The organism is Aeromonas sp. 75A, assembly GCF_051919425.1.
In the GTDB taxonomy this organism is placed as follows: Bacteria; Pseudomonadota; Gammaproteobacteria; order Enterobacterales; family Aeromonadaceae; genus Aeromonas; species Aeromonas veronii.
Genome location: NZ_JBQBES010000002.1, coordinates 277,959 through 296,653 on the forward strand (window position 1 = coordinate 277,959; position 18,695 = coordinate 296,653).

General features: G+C 48.4%; 16 protein-coding genes. 6 read left to right on the forward strand and 10 right to left on the reverse strand.

Features of this window, described 5'->3' with window-relative positions:
- Positions 1-110: 110 nt before the first annotated feature.
- A complete protein-coding gene (locus tag ACTG2T_RS01235; protein WP_185900106.1) occupies positions 111-365 on the reverse strand; it encodes a hypothetical protein in 255 nt (84 codons plus the stop codon).
- On the opposite strand from ACTG2T_RS01235, the gene ACTG2T_RS01240 reads away from it, so the two are divergent.
- From ACTG2T_RS01240 to pseC, 6 genes are all read left to right on the forward strand, one after another.
- Entirely contained in the window at positions 293-1,225 is a 933-nt protein-coding gene (locus ACTG2T_RS01240; protein WP_047440409.1) for a ZIP family metal transporter, read from the forward strand. The genes ACTG2T_RS01235 and ACTG2T_RS01240 overlap by 73 nt on opposite strands.
- Before the next feature lie 167 nt (positions 1,226-1,392).
- Positions 1,393-2,085 carry a 5'-methylthioadenosine/S-adenosylhomocysteine nucleosidase gene (gene mtnN, locus ACTG2T_RS01245; protein WP_005361500.1) on the forward strand — a complete coding sequence of 231 codons (693 nt, stop codon included), beginning with the start codon at positions 1,393-1,395 and terminating at the stop codon, positions 2,083-2,085.
- Complete coding sequence (locus tag ACTG2T_RS01250) at positions 2,082-3,044, forward strand: cobalamin biosynthesis protein CobD/CbiB (RefSeq protein WP_330124489.1); 963 nt, start codon at positions 2,082-2,084, stop codon at positions 3,042-3,044. The genes mtnN and ACTG2T_RS01250 overlap by 4 nt, the downstream gene beginning before the upstream one ends.
- The gene (locus ACTG2T_RS01255) at positions 3,037-3,882 is read left to right on the forward strand and encodes a cobalamin-binding protein (RefSeq protein ID WP_185900102.1); all 846 of its coding nucleotides are present in this window, start codon (positions 3,037-3,039) and stop codon (positions 3,880-3,882) included. The genes ACTG2T_RS01250 and ACTG2T_RS01255 overlap by 8 nt, the downstream gene beginning before the upstream one ends.
- A 157-nt stretch (positions 3,883-4,039) precedes the next feature.
- Complete coding sequence (gene pseB / locus ACTG2T_RS01260) at positions 4,040-5,044, forward strand: UDP-N-acetylglucosamine 4,6-dehydratase (inverting) (RefSeq protein ID WP_127007581.1); 1,005 nt, start codon at positions 4,040-4,042, stop codon at positions 5,042-5,044.
- Entirely contained in the window at positions 5,041-6,201 is a 1,161-nt protein-coding gene (gene pseC, locus ACTG2T_RS01265) for a UDP-4-amino-4,6-dideoxy-N-acetyl-beta-L-altrosamine transaminase (RefSeq protein WP_330124490.1), read from the forward strand. The genes pseB and pseC overlap by 4 nt, the downstream gene beginning before the upstream one ends.
- Before the next feature lie 104 nt (positions 6,202-6,305).
- Here pseC and ACTG2T_RS01270 read toward each other — a convergent pair whose 3' ends face one another.
- From ACTG2T_RS01270 to ACTG2T_RS01310, 9 genes are all read right to left on the reverse strand, one after another.
- Complete coding sequence (locus tag ACTG2T_RS01270; protein WP_439973768.1) at positions 6,306-6,854, reverse strand: GSCFA domain-containing protein; 549 nt, start codon at positions 6,852-6,854, stop codon at positions 6,306-6,308.
- Positions 6,855-6,862: 8 nt separating this feature from the next.
- Positions 6,863-7,795 (reverse strand): hypothetical protein, encoded by a 933-nt coding sequence (locus ACTG2T_RS01275; RefSeq protein ID WP_439973769.1) that lies wholly within the window; start codon positions 7,793-7,795, stop codon positions 6,863-6,865.
- A 128-nt stretch (positions 7,796-7,923) separates the two neighbouring features.
- Positions 7,924-10,284, reverse strand: coding sequence for a carbamoyltransferase family protein (locus ACTG2T_RS01280; protein WP_330124492.1), 2,361 nt, complete (start codon positions 10,282-10,284; stop codon positions 7,924-7,926).
- 87 nt (positions 10,285-10,371) lie between these two features.
- Complete coding sequence (locus ACTG2T_RS01285) at positions 10,372-11,556, reverse strand: hypothetical protein (RefSeq protein WP_330124493.1); 1,185 nt, start codon at positions 11,554-11,556, stop codon at positions 10,372-10,374.
- A 12-nt stretch (positions 11,557-11,568) separates the two neighbouring features.
- Positions 11,569-12,834, reverse strand: a complete 1,266-nt coding sequence (locus tag ACTG2T_RS01290) for a hypothetical protein (protein ID WP_330124494.1) — start codon at positions 12,832-12,834, stop codon at positions 11,569-11,571.
- 25 nt (positions 12,835-12,859) lie between these two features.
- On the reverse strand, positions 12,860-14,056 hold the full coding sequence (locus ACTG2T_RS01295; protein WP_040067213.1) for a radical SAM protein: 1,197 nt from the start codon (positions 14,054-14,056) through the stop codon (positions 12,860-12,862).
- Positions 14,057-14,178: 122 nt separating this feature from the next.
- Positions 14,179-16,455, reverse strand: a complete 2,277-nt coding sequence (locus ACTG2T_RS01300) for an HAD family hydrolase (protein ID WP_330124495.1) — start codon at positions 16,453-16,455, stop codon at positions 14,179-14,181.
- A gap of 2 nt (positions 16,456-16,457) precedes the next feature.
- Complete coding sequence (gene glf / locus ACTG2T_RS01305; protein ID WP_330124496.1) at positions 16,458-17,627, reverse strand: UDP-galactopyranose mutase; 1,170 nt, start codon at positions 17,625-17,627, stop codon at positions 16,458-16,460.
- Positions 17,624-18,595, reverse strand: a complete 972-nt coding sequence (locus tag ACTG2T_RS01310; RefSeq protein WP_330124497.1) for a glycosyltransferase family 2 protein — start codon at positions 18,593-18,595, stop codon at positions 17,624-17,626. Before ACTG2T_RS01310 ends, glf begins: the two co-directional genes overlap by 4 nt.
- Positions 18,596-18,695: the final 100 nt, after the last annotated feature.

Consider the following 18,695-nt stretch of genomic DNA (forward strand, 5'->3'; position numbering starts at 1 on the left):
TCACGTCCCTATGAGCAAATCCCCGGACCTTCCTGACGGGAAAGAATGCAGAACACCGGGAAGATAGAGTTCCGCAAAGGCGCGCACTCTAGCACAAAGCGACCACACCCTCACTTTTCTTTAAAAATTAAAAGCAACTTAACAAAACCAACAATCGGAGCCGGATCACAAAAAACTTCATATTCACCCGACGCCATTTTCTCGATAGCGGCAATCGTCTTGCAGACATGGACAAGGGGTGGCCGAGTCGATGTAATGCCATCATCCACTTTGCTCACCTTGAGGCCATGCCATGGACCATCTTTCAGCTCTTCCTCCGTTATCCTGGTCACAGCAACTGCGCAGCCAGATGCAAAGTCGCCCACTCACTGCCCTCGGCCTCTTTATCGCGCTGGCTGCCGTCTTGTTGCTGCTGTTGCAGAGTCTCATCATGCTCGCTACCGGAGAGGTGACCAGCGGCGTGCGCTACGGCCTTGTCGGTGGTGCTGCCGGGTTTGCCGCCACCGCCATCGGCGCCCTGCCCGCTCTGTTTCTGCGCTCGGTACCGCAAAAGGTAGAGGACACCATGCTGGGCTTTGCCGCCGGCATGATGCTGGCGGCCAGTGCCTTCTCCCTGCTGTTGCCGGGGCTGGAGGCCGCCGAGGGGATCACTGGCAACGGCTTCAGTGCCGCCGCCGTGGTGGTGGTCGGCATGACCCTCGGGGTGCTGTTGATGTTGGGGCTGGATCAGTTCACCCCGCACGAACATGACAAAACCGGCCCCTGCGGCCCCGGCCATGAGAGCTGCTCCCGGGTCTGGCTATTCGTCTTTGCCATCGCCCTGCACAACCTGCCGGAGGGGATGGCCATCGGGGTCAGCTTCTCGCAGGGGGATATGTCGGTGGGGCTGCCGCTCACCACCGCCATCGCACTGCAGGATATTCCCGAAGGACTGGCGGTGGCGCTGGCCATGTGCGCCGCCGGTTTTCGCCCCTCGGTGGCTGTGCTGGTTGCCATCGCCAGCGGCCTGCTCGAACCGGTTGGCGCCCTGCTCGGGGTGGGGCTCTCCAGCGGCCTTGCCATCGCCTACCCCATCGGACTTGGGCTCGCCGCCGGCGCCATGCTGTTTGTGGTCTCGCACGAGGTGATCCCGGAGACCCACCGCAACGGTCACCAGACCTATGCCACCCTCGGCCTGATGGCGGGCTTTGCCCTGATGATGACCCTCGACACCGCGCTCGGCTAAAGGCCCCCTCCTATCTCATCAATGCTTTTTGTCACCTGCGGCGCACCCATATGGAGCGCCGCACTTCATCTCTCCTTTCGCTTGTGCCTCTCGGCGCCGACGCCATCTTTTGTTATGATCTACAGCAACTTAAATTCAGCCACACGGCTATCAAGACGAGGTCAGCAATGAAAGTAGGTATTATCGGCGCCATGGAGCAAGAAGTAGCCCTGCTGCGCAGCCAGATGAGCACCCCCACCACCCTGCAACTGGGCGGCTGCGAGTTCTATCAAGGGATGCTGGCAGGCAAAGAGGTGATCCTGACCCGCTCCGGCATCGGTAAAGTCGCCGCCAGCGTGGCCACCAGCCTGCTGCTGGAAAAATTTGCCCCCGACTGCGTCATCAATACCGGCTCTGCGGGCGGCTTTGCCCAAGACCTGCATATCGGTGATGTGGTGATCGCCAGCGAGATGCGTTTCCACGATGTGGACGTGACCGCCTTTGGTTACGAGATGGGCCAGATGGCGCAGCAACCCGCCGCCTTCCCCTGCGACGAGAAACTCATCGCGGTCGCTCAGGATTGCATCGCCGAACAAGGCAAACACCAGACCAAGGTCGGCCTTATCTGCACCGGCGATCAGTTCATGTGCAAACCGGACGCCATCGCCAAGGCTCGCGCCGACTTCCCGCAGATGCTGGCGGTCGAGATGGAAGGTGCAGCGATCGGTCAGGTGTGCCACATGTTCAAGGTGCCCTATCTGGTGGTACGCGCCATGTCCGATATCGCTGGCAAGGAACAGGTTGAATCCTTCGATGCCTTTATCGAAGTGGCTGGCAAGCACTCCGCCGAAGTGATCATCAAGATGCTCGGCAAGCTGTGATCGAGACCGGCTCGCTTGATTTGATGGCCGACGCCCTCCTTTCTACGATGGCGGCCATTCTGGTGGGGGCAGCCCTGCTGGAGGCGGTGATCCCGTGGCCATCCCATCTGCGTCTTTCGGCCGTAACGCCCTTGCTGACCCGGCTGGGGCGCAAGGTGCACAGGGCCGATGGCACGCCACGCCAGCAGGTGCAAGCAGGTATGTTGGCGATGCTGGTGGTATGGGTACCCTGCGCCGCCGGGCTGTGGTCGTTGCGCAATCTGGCATTGAGCGAGCCGATCTTCGACCTGCTGTTCTTGCTGCTGATGCTCGAATCCCGTCCGCTGCGCGAACTCGCCCATGCCACCCGCTCGCTCGTCACGCAGGAGACCCTGCCGCTGGCGAGATTGCAGTCTGTCCCCTGGCTTAAGCGGGAGACCGGCAAACTCTCGACCATGGGGCTCGCCAAAGCGGTGACGGAGAGCTGCGCCCTGCGTCTGGTCGGCCAATGGGCTGGCCCGCTGCTGGGATTTGCCTTGGCTGGCGTACAGGGCGCCTTGCTCTGGCGGCTGGTGCAGCTGATGAGCCAGGGCTGGAGCATGAAGGATCCCGCGTTTGGCTATTTTGGCCGAGCCGCCAGTACCCTCTATCAGGGGCTCAATGCTCCCACCATCCTACTGCTGGGGCTACCGCTCCTGCTACCGCGGCTCAAACAGGCCGCACAGCTGGTGCGAAGTGGCGCGATCTGGCCCTATCCCGCCATCGGGATGCTGTTGACGCTACTTGCTGACAAGTGCCGGATCCGCCTTGGCGGCCCCCGCTACTATCAGGGAACCTTGCAACGCTGGCCGATACTTGGCAGCGGTGATGACCCCGACGGTGAGCCACCGCGCAAGGTGCTCAATATTCTGCAAGGAATTGGCTGGGGCTGGTTGATTCTGGCGCTGCTTGTCACTGTGGCGGGGTTATTTCATGGTTAGATGGTTGCGATTGCCTATCTGGCTGCCCTGCGTGTTGCTTGCCTGGTTGCCCGCTGCGCTGCAGGCAGCCACTCCGAGCCGGGTGGTGAGCGTGGTACCCCATCTTACCGAACTGCTTTACGACATCGGTGCCGGTGACAAGCTGGTGGCCGTTGATGATGCCTCAGACTATCCCGCCGAGGTGAAAACCAAGCCCAAGGTGGCCAATTATCGCAGCATCAATGTCGAGGCGCTGCTGGCGCAAAAGCCGGACTTGATCCTCGGCTGGCGCTCGGCTCAATCACGGATGCTGGCCCCGTTGGAGCAGCTGGGTATCCCGGTTTTCTACTCGGAGCCCACCGATTTTGCCTCGCTGGCCACCGAAATGCGGGCGCTGGGCAAATTGCTTGGAGTGGAGAAGAGTGCCAACGAAGCCGCCGATCGCTATCTGACGCGCCTGCATTCCCTGCAACAGCGCTATGGCCAACCAACCGGTGTCAAGGTGTTCTACCAGCTCTGGTACCCGCCGCTCACCAGCGTCAGTGGCAATGCCTGGCCGGCTCAGGCCATCGAGCTTTGCGGCGGGATCAACATCATGGCGAATGCCAAGACCCCTTACCCTCAAGTGGACATGGAACAGGTGATCAGAGCCAACCCATCGCTGATCCTGGCAGGGAGTCAAGATCCTGACGCCCTGCTTCACTGGCGAAAGTGGCCAAATCTCGACGCGGTGCAGCATCAGCGACTCGATTTAATCAACTCGGATGAGCTGCACCGTTTCACCCCGAGAGCCCTCAATGCAGTGGAGCAGGTTTGCCAAGCTATCCAGCTAAGCTCGCAAAGCACCGGCACATCTTGATAAAGCTTTACTGATGAGAGCCAATCCGAGGTGGTCTGGGTTGCACCCAAACCTTTAAAACTGTTTTTGTGAATGGATCACACTCTTTGCCAAAAAAACTGGTACTTTATTTGCTAGCATATGATTCATCTACTGTTTTTATGACGAGATGCCCACAATGTTCAACGATAAAACGCTACTGATCACCGGTGGCACCGGCTCGTTTGGCCAACGATTGGTCAAAACAGTACTGGAACGTTATAAACCGAAACGGCTTATCATCTATTCTCGTGACGAACTGAAGCAGTTCGAGATGCAACAGGAGTTTAACGACCCCTGCATGCGCTATTTTATCGGTGATGTAAGAGACGCCAACCGGCTCACTATGGCAATGCGTGGCGTCGATTACGTGATCCATGCAGCAGCACTGAAACAGGTTCCAGCTGCTGAATACAACCCCATGGAGTGCATTAAAACCAATATCCATGGTGCAGAGAACGTCATCCAGGCCGCTTTGCTCAATCAAGTCAAAAAAGTTATTGCCCTCTCCACTGACAAAGCCGCCAATCCAATCAATCTCTACGGTGCCACCAAGCTGGCATCAGACAAGCTCTTCGTTGCAGCAAACAACATCGCGGGACAGGATCCCACCCGTTTTGCCGTAGTCCGCTACGGCAACGTGGTCGGTTCTCGTGGCTCTGTCGTCCCCTTCTTCCAAAAGCTGATTGACCAGAATGCGGATGCGTTGCCCATCACCCATGAGGAGATGACGCGTTTCTGGATCACTTTGCAGCAAGGGGTGGATTTCGTGCTGGACAATTTTGGGCGGATGAAGGGAGGGGAAATATTCGTTCCCAAATTGCCATCTGTTCGGATCACAGATTTGGCCAGTGCCATGGCCCCTCACCTGCCACACAAAATCATCGGCATCCGCCCGGGAGAGAAGCTTCACGAAGTAATGTGCCCTGCCGATGACTCTTATCACACATTCGAGTTTGATGACTTCTTCGTGATTGGCCCAACCATCAACTTCAATAATCGCAACAACGATTTCTCCAAAACAGCGGCGGGCGAAAAAGGAAAAATGGTAGAACAGGGCTTCGAATATAACTCTCGCAGCAACCCTCACTTTTTCAGCATCGAACAGCTCCAGAAGATGAACCAGAGCAAGGTAGCAAAATGATTCCCTACGGCCGTCAATCTATCAGCCAGGCAGATATCGATGCTGTCGTTGAAGTTCTCAAGTCCGACTTCCTGACCCAGGGGCCGGTCGTTCCGCGCTTCGAGCAAGCGGTTGCCGACTACTGTGGAGCTAAATTTGGGGTGGCGGTCAATTCAGGTACTGCAGCACTCCATATCGCCTGTCTGGCGCTGGGAGTTGGCCACGGGGATTGGGTCTGGACATCCCCCATCAGCTTCGTTGCATCCGCCAACTGTGCTCTCTATTGCGGTGCACAAGTCGACTTCGTCGACATTGAACCCGATACAGGGAACATGTGCGCAGTGGAGCTGGAGAAGAAACTGATTGCCGCCAAGGCGGAAGGAAAACTCCCCAAGGTAGTCATACCAGTTCACTTTGCCGGCCTCCCCTGCGATATGAAAGAGATCCATCGGTTGGGGCAAGAATATGGCTTTCGGATCATCGAAGATGCCTGTCACGCCCTGGGGGCTCGCTATCACGATGAACCTACCGGCAATGGCCGCTACAGCGACATCACCGTCTTCAGCTTCCACCCGGTGAAGATCATCACCACCGGTGAAGGGGGGATGGCCATGACCAACGACCCTGCGATTGCCAAGACGATGCGTATGCTCCGCAGCCACGGCATCACCCGTGAACCGGAAGACTTTATCAATGAACCCGACGGCCCTTGGTACTATGAGCAGCAAATACTCGGCTTCAACTACCGCATGACCGACATTCAGGCGGCACTAGGGTTGAGCCAGATGATCAATCTGGAGACATGGATTAACACGCGTAACAAGATTGCTCGTTACTACTTCGAAAGACTGGCACCACAACAACTACTTCGATATTTCAACAGCGAGCGGCGTAGCGCCTTCCATCTCTATGTTCACCATGTAGTCCCTGAACAACGCAGTGTGCTCTTCCAAAAAGTACGTGAACAGGATATCGGCGCCAACGTGCACTATATACCTATTTACAAACAACCTTGGTATCAAAAGTGGACTCAGACTCCTCTTCCATGTACCGAGCAGTTTTATGCCGGAGCCATCACGCTTCCACTCTTTCCGGAGCTACAGGCCAAGCAGCAAGGCGAAATCTGTCATCTATTGAAGACTCATGTCTGGCACAACGGAAGCGTCAACCAAAAGTAGCAATTAAATGGGGGGAACGTTTATTCCACTGACAAGTTTCACTCTTCTTCAGAACCAATTCATACTCATACCAAAATCAGGACATAATAGTTTCACCATGATGACTAACAATCACGCACAGTAACTGAATCAACAAATACAGAAATGATATCTGAAATAATGCTTTCATTTATATGACGTGAAACACCATCATCACTTCCATAGCATTTACCTATATGTGGGCCTAACCAACGAACAGCCTCAAAACTTGGCCAATAATAAACAGCATCAATTTTATCATTCATGACCTCATTGACCGCCACACGTAAAACTGACTTGCTTAGGCAATCAGCGATTACAGCGGAATGCCGTTCAAAAGTAGCAAGCAATGGTACAGGAGATAATGTAATTATTATCTGCGCCCCTATATTAACCTTTCTTATCAAACTGATTATTTCTAAGATATTTCTATAATTATCACTGACACTAGTCGTTTTGAATTCTCCATGTTCTATCAAAGCCCTTGTCCCTACCCAATCTGAATCTGGCACAAGAAGTTCACCAGTGCTTTTAGAAAAGAAAGCAGCACCCAACCCTAATGTATAAATAAAGCATTTTGCATCTTTTATTTTTTGAAAAACCTCTACTCTAGAAACATTTAATAATTTGAACATCTTATTTTCTAATCAGCCCCTACTTCATGACCACACACCCATTGCCAAAACAATTTATTTGTATATGTATTATTCAGATCTTCACCAATAGGGATATGCCACACATCTTTACCTTGAGACTTTAATTCGGCAGCTACATTAGATGCAAAGCACGAACCAAATGTTACAAACTTATCATGAGGCATAAACTTTGGTGGATTAGAGTTAAACTCCACTGCAACATGCTTTAAAAAAGAATCTCTAAAACTAGTCATCAATTCATCTTTCATTGGATAGCGTGCCATAACATAGGGCTTTTTAATGGAGCGTTTATTATTCTCTGATTCCATTCCCTGTGCCAGACCTGTTTCATTTTCAAAAAAACTGAGTTCAATAGTTTTTCTGGCTAACAAACTTTCATAGTCATTTAGTATATTTTCATTACCTTCATCCATTGACAGCAATTTCAGGTAAGCTAATTCAGCCTCCCTCCAATTATCAGTATACATGGCTAACTTAGCAAGTAATTGCCATCCAAGAGGATAATCAGGATGAATGTCAGTAAAATTACGCGCCAATTCAAAGGCAATCAAATTATACCGATTAGAGTTTTTACCAATTAGTTTATTTATGACACTGACAACATATTCCTTTGATTTTATTCTCTGTTTTGCAGAAGTAACTTGCAGTTCAATCTCCGCATGTTCATTGTTAGTAAGGTTATAAATTCTGCAAAGTGAATCATTATAAAATGGTGTCGATGATTTTGTTTTTAAAAAACTAATTGCCTCTGAGAAACGGCCGGTATTTATTAAACAACAAACATATAAATGACAATATAGAAAATTATCATTGTTGTTCGAAATGCAAGAACTTAATATTTGTAGTGCACGCACATCATCGCCATCATTAACATAATTAAGCACGTCATCAAAATTTACTTTATTACCAAAACTATCCATAGCATCCTCCATAAAAAGCATAATTTTTATTGCTTGTGATTTTGAGTATCATAGACCATCTTTGAACAGTAGATAAATCAATAAAATTGCTGGCGTACTCGCAAATGGAATACACCAACACTCGTACCTCACTCTACAGATTTGGTCATCATAGAAATAAGATCTGAAATACCAAACATAACGATTTCTTCTATCGGCAAAAGCTGATTTATCCTAGCTTTGAGCTCAGCTTCAAAGGCTTCAGATGCAATTATAAAATGGCGTTCGCCCTCAGCAATAGCTTGTTCGAGGGTTTTTACCGGTATTGAAAATCCTTGCATAGATTCAGCCTGTTTATCCACCAAACAACTAATCTGCATGCGGTTACGCAATGCATTTAGAAATACAATTCCGATCTCACCCGCACCAACAATACAGAATGCAGGATAAGGCATCGCCACCAGATGCTGATGAAGTACCGATGCCATACGACGCCATTTTATACGCTGCTCTTGTGTGTCTAAATCGGATTCTGACGCACTAACAGAACCTGTGTCAGAAGACCAAAACAACTGCCGACACCAACTCTGCTGGCGATAGCGCTGTTTGCGCAATTCCAGGAAGTCCGAGCGGGATAGTTTAATCATGGCAGGAAGGTTCGCGCTTTTACAAACCAGATAATCGCCTATGGCTAAGTTATCAATATCTGTATATAGAAAACACTCTATTGCATCTAGGGGGGATTCCACTATCGTTTCACCATTAACATTGAACGAAGTGTTTATTATGACAGGTACACCAGTTATTTTTTTAAACTCTTCTATAATGTCATAAAACCCAGGGTTTTTACTCTTGTGAACAGCTTGAACTCTCGCAGTACCATCATTATGCACAACAGCAGGAATAATATCCTGTTTATCTGGTTTAACCTGCGGAATGATCAGCATAAATTCAGCATCATCCTCAGCATAGAAATAATCTTTTATATCCTCAGCCAAACAGGCAGGAGCAAAAGGTCTGAATCGTTCACGATGCTTTATTCTTGAATTAATAACATCCTTCATTTCCTGGTGTAGTGGACTCGCCATGATACTTCTATGCCCTAATGCTCTAGGTCCAAACTCAGATCGGCCTTCATATCTAGCAACAACTTTCCCTTCCGATAGTAAGGTCGCAATTTTAGCAGATATATTTTTCTCTCGAGTATAAATCAACCCTTTATCATCCAGAACTTGCCTTATCTCTTCATCTGAACGTTCCACACCAAGAAACATATTATGTAGTCGACAAAACTTCGGGTTTTCAGATTTAGACGCAACCACACTGAATGCTGCACCGATAGCAGTCCCATCATCAGATGAAGCAGGCTGAATATAAATACTCGAAAAGCCTGCCTCTTTCAAAATACGAGAATTCATCAACCCATTAAGGCCGACACCACCGGCGATACAAATTTTATCGACATGAGGATAGATACGCTTTAGATATTTGGCCATATAGACCCCACAGTCTTCAACGAATGCCTGTAGGCTTGCGGCAATATCAAAATGCCGTTGTTCGAACTCATCATCATGATGACGCCGTCCACCCAATAACTGTTCAAGAAGTGGTGTAAAAGCGTACCATTGTTCTCCGGGAGCTCCAGGGACCTCATCTCCAGACATCAGATGTCCTGGAATAAATTTAAATACCCCATCATCTGTCACTCGGCCCAATTTTCTAAAAAGCGGAAGGTACTTAATTTCGCCATAAGCTGCCATCCCCATGACTTTATATTCGTCACCAAACCAATCAAAACCTAAATATTGTGTCACCATGCTATAAAGAATACCGATACTGTTAGGCCAGCAGCTTTTCGAGATAACTGAAATATCATTTCCACAACCTAAACCCAGAGTAATCGTATCATGCTCGCCGTAACCATCAATCGTCATGATTACAGACTCTGAATAACCAGAACAGAAGAAAGCGCTGGCCGCATGACAAGCATGATGAGCTACTGAAATGACTTGGCATTCAGGAAACATAGCCTTGATATTGTTAAGTGTTTGTTGCGTATAAAGATAACGATTCAGAGACCACTTTATATATCGAAGCAAATCTTGTGATATATCTCTATAAATACCTAAGCGAGCAATTAATTCTTGCAAAAAATTCAGTGGGTACATCCCTTGCCGACATACGCGCATTTCAGACAATACGGCCAAAATATTATTTTTAAGCAGGGATGACTGTTCATGAACACAACAACTATCAATGTAGCTGAATAACTTGTCGGTTACATATAGCTCAGGATCATGATTTAATGCTATATATCTCAAATTCCCAAGTGTATGCTGTTTGATCAGATCGATAACTGTATTAATGGATATTATGGGAAAAGCCCCATCATGCTTTATATTGGAAAAACGCTCCTCAGTTAAGCAATACAGAACCTCACCATCCATATTGACCAGCGATACGGCTGAATCATGCCCAAAATAATTAATACCAAGAACAAGTTCTTTCATAATTATAGTCCCCTGATAACATGGGTTTTATTTATGCGAGATCGCTGGTTTAAAATTCACTATGCACCATAATTTTTTTTCGCTAATTTATAGAATAACACCCATTCGAGGATCAGGTACGTGACCACACATCATTCGGTATCCATCCGTTAGGAAATATCTTGGTGGGTGGTAATATTCCAGTAGTTCATCGGTAACTAGGAATTTTTCATTGACTTTGTCCTTTCTCACAAATATTGCATTGGTACCATTGAGATTACAGCCAACCAGTTGATAATTTTTTTTGTCACCCAATTCAGCCAGTGCAGCCAGACTGGCCCCTTGATAATCTGTCAAATTCCAGATGTGATTCTTGTTATATTCTATTGACCATTTCATGGGGGGAGGGAATTTTGCGTTATACTCAATTACAACAACCCAAGGTTGCACAATATCAGTTTTTTCCCAGACATAATAATCATTACCATCAATGTCAATACATAGCATGCCTATGTCACCATTGAAATGGTTACCAATCAATTGGTTGATATTATCTTTGTCGATGAACTGATGTTCAAAATATAACATTCCATCAGCAATTTGTTTGGCAAAACGCTCTTTTATCAAGGCAGCATTAGTATTACTTCCTTCAATCCATAAACCTTGCCAGCCTTGTTTTAAAAGTAATAACGAATTATTTTCTAAGCCATCACCGACACCAAACTCGACAAATGTATGTGGCAAGGTAGCCCCCAATCTACGAAATACCTCAGCTAACATACCGTCTTCATCATGCTGTGAGTAACATTTATAGCCAAAGGGCTCTAGGCGTCGTTTATCCTTGTATTTGTCATCAGCCAACAATGCACGAATCTCTGATGAACATAACAAGGCATTGACTTTATCAATATACGCTGCCGCTATATCTTCCTTCCCGGCTTCAAAAAACTCTGACAAATCAACTAATTTTATATTCTTTGCTAAACAGTCAGCGAAAAAATCACTCATGATTTCATTATGGTATGAGAGCGAACAGATCAGAATGTATTCAGGCTTAGCTTGAAAAATGGATGCTCGGCTATACGTAGTGACATTAAGTACGGCATCGAAACCATCACTGCATGATTTATCTGCAATGCCGATTAGATTACATTCTTTAAATACATTCTTTTGTATCAACTCTTTAGTCATGGCCCCTGCTGGATACAATAAAACTCGGTCTTGCGAACGAATGAGCTCCGGCAATAAACTGAATATTTTCTTGTATACACAATCATGAATAAAAGATGTCATATATACTCCGTGTTATTTTGTCTTTATCAAGGTATGCATTTCACGAATCAGCTCATCACAAACATGTTCTTGTGTAGCGGAAATACGTCTGTGCTGCCAGTTTGGATAATCCAGATGCCAATTCTCGCCATCATTGGGTACCCAAACAACGGTTTTGACACCATAACCTGCTGCTATATGTGCACTGGCTGAACGCGGTGTCAGGACCAGTGCTGCATGACGGATAATTTTTAGCATATTCATTTCATCACCGATATAAGAGGCATTTGCTCCTGCAGTGACAAGCTCCTGATTGAATCGTAGCTTATCTTCGTCTGAGACATTATCTGTCGAGTTATTGGTAATATAATTCCCTGTCAAAACGACAGGTAAAGGGGCGTTCTTTATGATTCTTTTTATATTATCCAAGGAAAGATTCGGACTTGCCCAATTAGCCGTAGGCTGTAATGCAATATAACTATCGGGCATTAATCCGGCACAAGGTGGTACCGCGGGCAACTCCAGCCCAGGATTAGAATCAAAATTAATACCTAAACCAAGGTAATAACAGCCTAAATAATTTGCTGCTGGCGATGAATCCTTTTCTCTATGAAACAGCGCATAATTTTCCGGCAAAGGATAGGCCCCAGAGCCCAACTTCAAAAGTTCATCACTATAGGCTGAAACAATTTCTGGTAAGGTATTGTAATAAACCGACAGGTTGGGATTACGGCGTGCAAATTCACGAGCAGCACTCAGTGCACACAATTTATCACCTAACCCCCAACCTGTCTCAATTACAATTTCGACGGCCATCACATCTGTATCGGTAATTGTTGCTGGTACATCGATACAACCAGGTCGTAATTGGCTTATTTTCCTGCAGTCCAGAAATTCAGCTAATTCCTGCCTAAATGCAGTATGCTCGTAACCTTCACAAAGATCAACCAATTCAAAATTTAACGCCTCTGCGGCTGTACGCAGGGCTACCACAATTTCATTGTGGTAGCGGGTATTGGCTACGACAACAATATCCGGTTTCAATTCGGTGAGACTGTCATAGCTATAAGCAAAAATACCATTACCTGTTTTGCCAATTTTTTTACTATTTTTATCCAAGGCACCAAGGACTGTGAAATGACAGAAATAGCCACGATACACCAGATTAAATACCAGTTCACAATGTGGTGCAAATACAATACGTCTACCCTGATTTTTCAATGGTGCAAGATATTTTTGATAGTTATCCAGCACCACAGAGGGAATAGGAGCAAGATAGCTCTGCATACAAAAAGGCATAAAGTACTCCTGCTACCATACCAGATTATAGAAATTCACCGAGAACTACTATCTCAATATTTTCTTCACGCCAATGTTTCTGTTGGAAGTATATTTCCGTACTGTAGGCTGGAGAGAAAATAAGTATCGCATCCGGCTTGATCCTTTCAATTTCTGAGTACGGGAGGACTGGAATATTAACAGGGGGTACTTTCCCTTCCGGATTAATATCGCAAAAAGCCGCTACATTCAGGTTCCGTAGTTGTGTTTTTTCGTACAAATCAAACATGGCCTTGCTGGCGGCAGCAAGCACAACCGTCTTCCCCTCTTCAATCCAACGTAAAGCATGGGCATTGACCTGTTCTCTCAACCCCATAATATTATCGCTGATAGGACCAGTGCATTTATCACACAGCGACAACACGCCTTCTTCTCCCTTATATAATTGTTGCTGCATTTTTTTATGTCGCTCACCCAGCCAGATATCAGCTAGTGATTCATCACGCACATCACCTATAATCTGCTCTCCGTCAGCATCCCAACAGCAGGGTACACACTCGCCAGTCCATAACACACACAACTCCGAACGAATCTTAAAGCAAGTCCGTTTATGATTAAATTCGTCATCCAATGCTACAATAGTAATATCTCCACCTTTAGGATGCTTGTCAGTACGTTTTTCTATAAATCGAACATTATCATGTTGGCCAAAGTGGTCCATCATAATGGTCAAATCTTCATCCATATTATGCGCAGTACGTAAAAACTGTATCGTAATTACGGTATCAGAATTCCTGCGGTCACGTTCGGCGATGAACTTTTCAATATTACCTTTTACTTTTTCAAAATGATTATTGTTTCTTATTTTTTTATAAGCATCTGGATCCATAGTGTCAATACAACATAGTACATTTCCACCGTACTCCAACAATATATCAATCTTGTCATCATTCAATAAAATTGCATTAGTAGAAACATTTCCAGGGCCATAACCATGGGCCTTGAAATATTGTAGAGCATCACGCAATTTAGGATAAATCAAGGTATCCCCAAAATGATGTAACCAATGGATCGGCATTTTATATTCACGGGATTGATCGACAACTTTTTTGAAAAGATCCAAGTCCATGTGTCCTATAGGTCTATTCAGACCTGCTGAACGCGCGCACATGGTACAATCTATATTGCAATAATTAGTCAGTTCAACCTGAAACAACCCAGGTGCCTTAATTGAATTAGTCATTTTAACTCCTTTTAGTGCACGACTAAAACAGTCATAACACTATAACAACTTGATATTATGAATACGAAAATATCACTATTTTCAATTCATTGATTCACTTGTTTTATAAAACACCGATATTACTATCTGAAGACAATAATATTAGTGCAAGCGGTTTTATCATTGTACTGCAGCCGGATCTCGGCACTTATTTCGCTGGCAAAGGCCCGTGACGCGACCGTAAAACAGTCCACATCCCGTCTTTTGGCCTCTGCCAACGTGATTACTTGATGTTCACCCAATCGAATACAACTATTCAAGGCCCGACGATCAATCACGCAGCAAATATTGATACCATGTGTAGTAAGGAACTCATACACTTTCAATCCCAATTCACCAGCACCATATAACGCCGTTTTGGTAATACCTGACTGTCGTAACTTCTGTAACAACAACGGTGCAACCTTCTCATCATCCTGATAGGTAGCCAACTCACCGCACTGCTGTAATTGGTCAGGGAAAGCCAGAGCTACCAGTCCAGGATACCAAACCGTATTACGTAGAATCGGATCTGTGCCATCCAATAACAACTGATATGCCTGCTCACCGCTGCATACTCGTTCTTTAAGCTCGAGCACGCGGCTATGTGGCAACAGTGGCTGGCTGCATCCCGGCGCCATTGGCAACGATAAATTGGCCAACTCACGCGCTTCATGCCACATAGGATAAAGAGTCAGACGATAGAGAATTCCCACCAGATAGTGACGCTCGGCGAGTGACGGCCCTTCCTCCATCCAGCCAGCTGCAGATGCTTGCTCACCCCATCTCAGCAGGATGCCAACAAACGCCTCGCGCGATTGCCGACCGAGGATCGCATCATCAGATTGTGCAACTGGTTTGGTCGTGATCTGGCCATCATTCGTTATCTGATAGCATCGGGTCGAGCTGAGCGCACCATTGAGCAAGATCTCGCTTATTTCAGGATAGGCCGCTAATTGCTGAGCCCATGCTTGGCATGATGCGGGCTGAAATATCTGCAGTTTTTGGCTTAGCGCTACCCGGCTCGCACGCTGACTGGCATAAAACATGAAGTAGTTAACATCATTCAGCCCAGCCAACTGATGGAGATTTTGTAACAGGCTGCCACCACATCCCCAATCGAGAATAGCGATCTCGGAGCTGTTTCTTACCCCCTGTTGCACCAGGTATTGCAGCAGCCACTGCCGCTGTTGTTGCAAGTGGGCAACGATCTGCGGCTGGACAGTTTCCAACCAGCTCAGCACCTCACACCAGAGCGGCGTTTGTACCAGCTCCGACAGGGTGCAATGCTGCTGCGCTACCCAGCTCTCAGGGCATGTCAACCCCAGATCCTCAAGCAACTCAGTCAGCGTATATCCACGGCGCTGACAGAGCTGATGCACAAGATCCAGCGACCACTCTCGACTGGGTAGAAAGCTGGAACGACGGGAAACCGCCAAAGTCTTGACAGTCAGTCTGTGTCCGGGTATCTGTGCAAGAAGACGCGCGATAACATCACCTTCGCGCAATAGACAAAACAGCGTAGTGATACCCTGTTGCTGGCATCTCTCTATGAGCCAGCGAGCAAACACGTAAAGGACCGGCGCGTAGATACGACCAGCTAATTCTGAGCTGGTCGAGCAATCACTCAGCCAGCGCCATTGGCGCCGCAACCGCTCTAAGCCTGGAATGCAAAGAGGAAACAGACGCTGCTCGTACTTCACTTGCGCGAGGTAATCATCCCCTAACCCAACATGACAGGCGCTTAGCCCGGAGGCCTTTGCCATCTGCAGGTCGGTAATTTTGTCGTCCCCAATGTGCAAAACCGATTCAGGCGGCCATTGCTGCTCGGCCAGCAGGCGCTGATACAGACCCCCATCCTGTTTGCTGGCCCGATATTCGCCAGAAACATAGATCCTATGCAGCAACAGCTGCGGAGCCTTAGTACTGAAGAAGCGCTGCAACAGGCTGGCAGGCAGATACATATCGGAAAGCAGCACGATCAGTAGGCCGCGCTGTTGCTGACTGAGCAGCCAATCGACCAGTACCGGATTAAGCCACCAGTTGTCGTATTCCAGCTGCTGCTCCAGCTGGGCCAACTGCTCCCCCTGAGCGCTGGGCCAGCAAGCATAGATGTGCTCTAGCCGCACCTCTCTGTGACCTTCTCGCTGCATCATCTGACGCCGAGCCATCGATTCAGCCTCTTTACGGTATTCGACAAAGGCATCAGGATCGTCATTGCAAAGAATACCTAACTGGTAAGCTTGTACTGCCAGCTGATGCCAGAATTGCTCGACGGTTCCGGCGTGACGGAAGATCAAAGTGTCGAAGACATCACATGAAATGGCACGGATCGGCTGCGCTTGCAGAGCTCCATCCAATTTCGATAGATAATTCATCATGCTTATCTCCCTGTCATAGGCTGAGCTAGGTGTCGATAGTGTTGCAGCGCATTGTCGACGGCATCATCCATATCGAAATAGCGGTACTCGGCAAGGCGCCCCAAAGCAATCAGTTGCGGGAACTGGGCCAATTCATCGCGGCAAGACTGATAGTTCTGTTTGGCTGCGTTGGTAAACAACGGGTAGTAAGGCTCGAGCCCCTGTTCCGGCTGATAGTCACAAGGATATTCGTATACGATACTGGTGCCGAGATGAACCTGCCCGCTGAAATGCTTGAATTCGGTGATCCGCGTGAAGGCTTCTTCATTCGGATAATTGACGGTGGTGACAGGCTGAAATTGCTCTTGCGCCAGATGGCGATGTTCAAAACGCAGTGAGCGATATGGCAGGTAGTTTCCCTCTGCCGGCATCAACTGATCCAGCCTACCGGTATATATCAGTGGGCCATCGAAAGGAAGACCATCCAGCAGCACCCTCTTCTGCAGCCAGTCCAACCTGACATGCTGTTCCATAGGGGTCGACAACCTTACGTCAATCAAGGGGTGCGCAAGTATGCGCTCAAACATTGCGGTATAGCCTTCCGCCGGCACCGCCTGCCAGGGATCGGTGAAGTAGCGATCATCCCGACTCACCACCACGGGCACTCGTGCCGTCACCTCGGGGGAGATCTGCTCGGGCGGAACCCCCCACTGTTTGCAGGTGTAGTTGATGAAGGCTTTCTGATAGATAAAATCTGCCAATTCACTCAGCAGGGGATGCGCCTCTTTGCGCAGTTCCAGAATTGGCACTCTGGCTCCATCACCAAATCGGGTGCGCAGGGCCTCAATCATGGCGGCGGCCTTGTCGGCGGGGAAACAGCGCTCGATGCTGGTCAGGTTGAACGGGATCGGCACCAGCTGCCCGTCGATGCGTGACAACACATGATGCTCATAAGGCAGCCACTCGGTAAACTGCGAGAGGTAATCCCAGACTTCCTTGTTATCGGTATGGAAGAGGTGCGGTCCATAGCGATGGATCAACACCCCATGCTCATCATACTCGTCAAAGCAGTTGCCACCGATATGATCGCGCTGCTCCAGCACAAGTACCTTCCAACCGAGCTGGCTGGCCATTCGCTCAGCCATCACGGCACCGGAAAGCCCGGCGCCAATGACGATCGCCTGATAACTCATGCCGCCTCTCCAAACAGTTGTTGCATGACCCGTGCTGGATAAGCTCGCTGCATCCAAGCCAGTTGATGTCGCTCATCGAAGAACCAGCCTGGCGCCAGCTTCGCTACCTCGGTAACTGACTGCTCGATAAGCTGCGTGAAGCGGGCTACGTCATCCTGCCGCAGAAAGTAGAGTGCGGCAGAGTAATAGTGATGGGCACGCCCCTGGGCAATGGCCACGGGATCCGCCCCAAACGCAGCGGCGTTATCACAGGCACGCAGCAGATCACGCAGCGACTGCTCACGACGTTCTGCCGATTTGCGGGTCTGTCCGCCAAAGCTCTGGATATGGAAGCGATAGCGGCCCAATAATTCGGGGATAAAATCCAGCGTCCCCGGATTGTGGGAGAGGTTCAAGATGTGCCAGGGATAATCGAGGATGATCTTGCACCCCTCATCGATGGCATTTTCCATCCCTTCATAACGGCGAAACATTATGGAACTGGCATTGACGAACACCCCGAAGCGGATCAATTCCTCCCGTGTCATCACGGGTTCAAGATAGCGAGCATTGTAATAATCGCGTGTGAATAGCTTGATCCGTGCGCCAGTTTCATCATCAAACATCTCCGCTTCGTGGTAGCAAAGCGTGCAGCCAGTGTGTGTATCAAGATAATCGGCCTGGCTCTGCAGCTTGCCCGGCAGAGCAAGATCATCCCCGTCGACATAGGCGATATATTCACCGGTGGCCTCTCTCAGCAAGCGTTTCTGGGTCTTGGCCAACCCCATATTCTGCGAATTCTGTAGTGCCTTGAGTTGCGGCCACTGCTGCGCCAGCCGCTGCATAATGGCCCAGGAGTCATCGCTCGAGCCGTCATCAATGGCAATGACCTCAAAATCGAAATTGGTTTGCTGTTCCAGCAGACTTAGCAGACAGGGCTCGATAAAGCGCCCAAGGTTATACACCGGCACCAGTACGCTGACTTTCATAGAGGATCCAGAAGTAGAGTAAAAAAGAAGCGAATTGGAGAAAATGGACAAGGCTACCGCACGGTCTCTGTCAACCCTTCCTGCCCTTGATGGCAATATT

Excerpts from the sequence above, each read along its gene's own strand:
- ACTG2T_RS01240 (WP_047440409.1), top strand. The coding sequence starts at position 293 with ATGGACCATCTTTCAGCTCTTCCTCCGTTATCCTGGTCACAGCAACTG.
- mtnN (WP_005361500.1), top strand. The coding sequence starts at position 1,393 with ATGAAAGTAGGTATTATCGGCGCCATGGAGCAAGAAGTAGCCCTGCTG.
- ACTG2T_RS01255 (WP_185900102.1), top strand. The coding sequence starts at position 3,037 with ATGGTTAGATGGTTGCGATTGCCTATCTGGCTGCCCTGCGTGTTGCTT.
- pseB (WP_127007581.1), top strand. The coding sequence starts at position 4,040 with ATGTTCAACGATAAAACGCTACTGATCACCGGTGGCACCGGCTCGTTT.
- pseC (WP_330124490.1), top strand. The coding sequence starts at position 5,041 with ATGATTCCCTACGGCCGTCAATCTATCAGCCAGGCAGATATCGATGCT.
- ACTG2T_RS01270 (WP_439973768.1), bottom strand. The coding sequence starts at position 6,854 with ATGTTCAAATTATTAAATGTTTCTAGAGTAGAGGTTTTTCAAAAAATA.
- ACTG2T_RS01275 (WP_439973769.1), bottom strand. The coding sequence starts at position 7,795 with ATGGATAGTTTTGGTAATAAAGTAAATTTTGATGACGTGCTTAATTAT.
- ACTG2T_RS01280 (WP_330124492.1), bottom strand. The coding sequence starts at position 10,284 with ATGAAAGAACTTGTTCTTGGTATTAATTATTTTGGGCATGATTCAGCC.
- ACTG2T_RS01285 (WP_330124493.1), bottom strand. The coding sequence starts at position 11,556 with ATGACATCTTTTATTCATGATTGTGTATACAAGAAAATATTCAGTTTA.
- ACTG2T_RS01290 (WP_330124494.1), bottom strand. The coding sequence starts at position 12,834 with ATGCCTTTTTGTATGCAGAGCTATCTTGCTCCTATTCCCTCTGTGGTG.
- ACTG2T_RS01295 (WP_040067213.1), bottom strand. The coding sequence starts at position 14,056 with ATGACTAATTCAATTAAGGCACCTGGGTTGTTTCAGGTTGAACTGACT.
- ACTG2T_RS01300 (WP_330124495.1), bottom strand. The coding sequence starts at position 16,455 with ATGATGAATTATCTATCGAAATTGGATGGAGCTCTGCAAGCGCAGCCG.
- glf (WP_330124496.1), bottom strand. The coding sequence starts at position 17,627 with ATGAGTTATCAGGCGATCGTCATTGGCGCCGGGCTTTCCGGTGCCGTG.
- ACTG2T_RS01310 (WP_330124497.1), bottom strand. The coding sequence starts at position 18,595 with ATGAAAGTCAGCGTACTGGTGCCGGTGTATAACCTTGGGCGCTTTATC.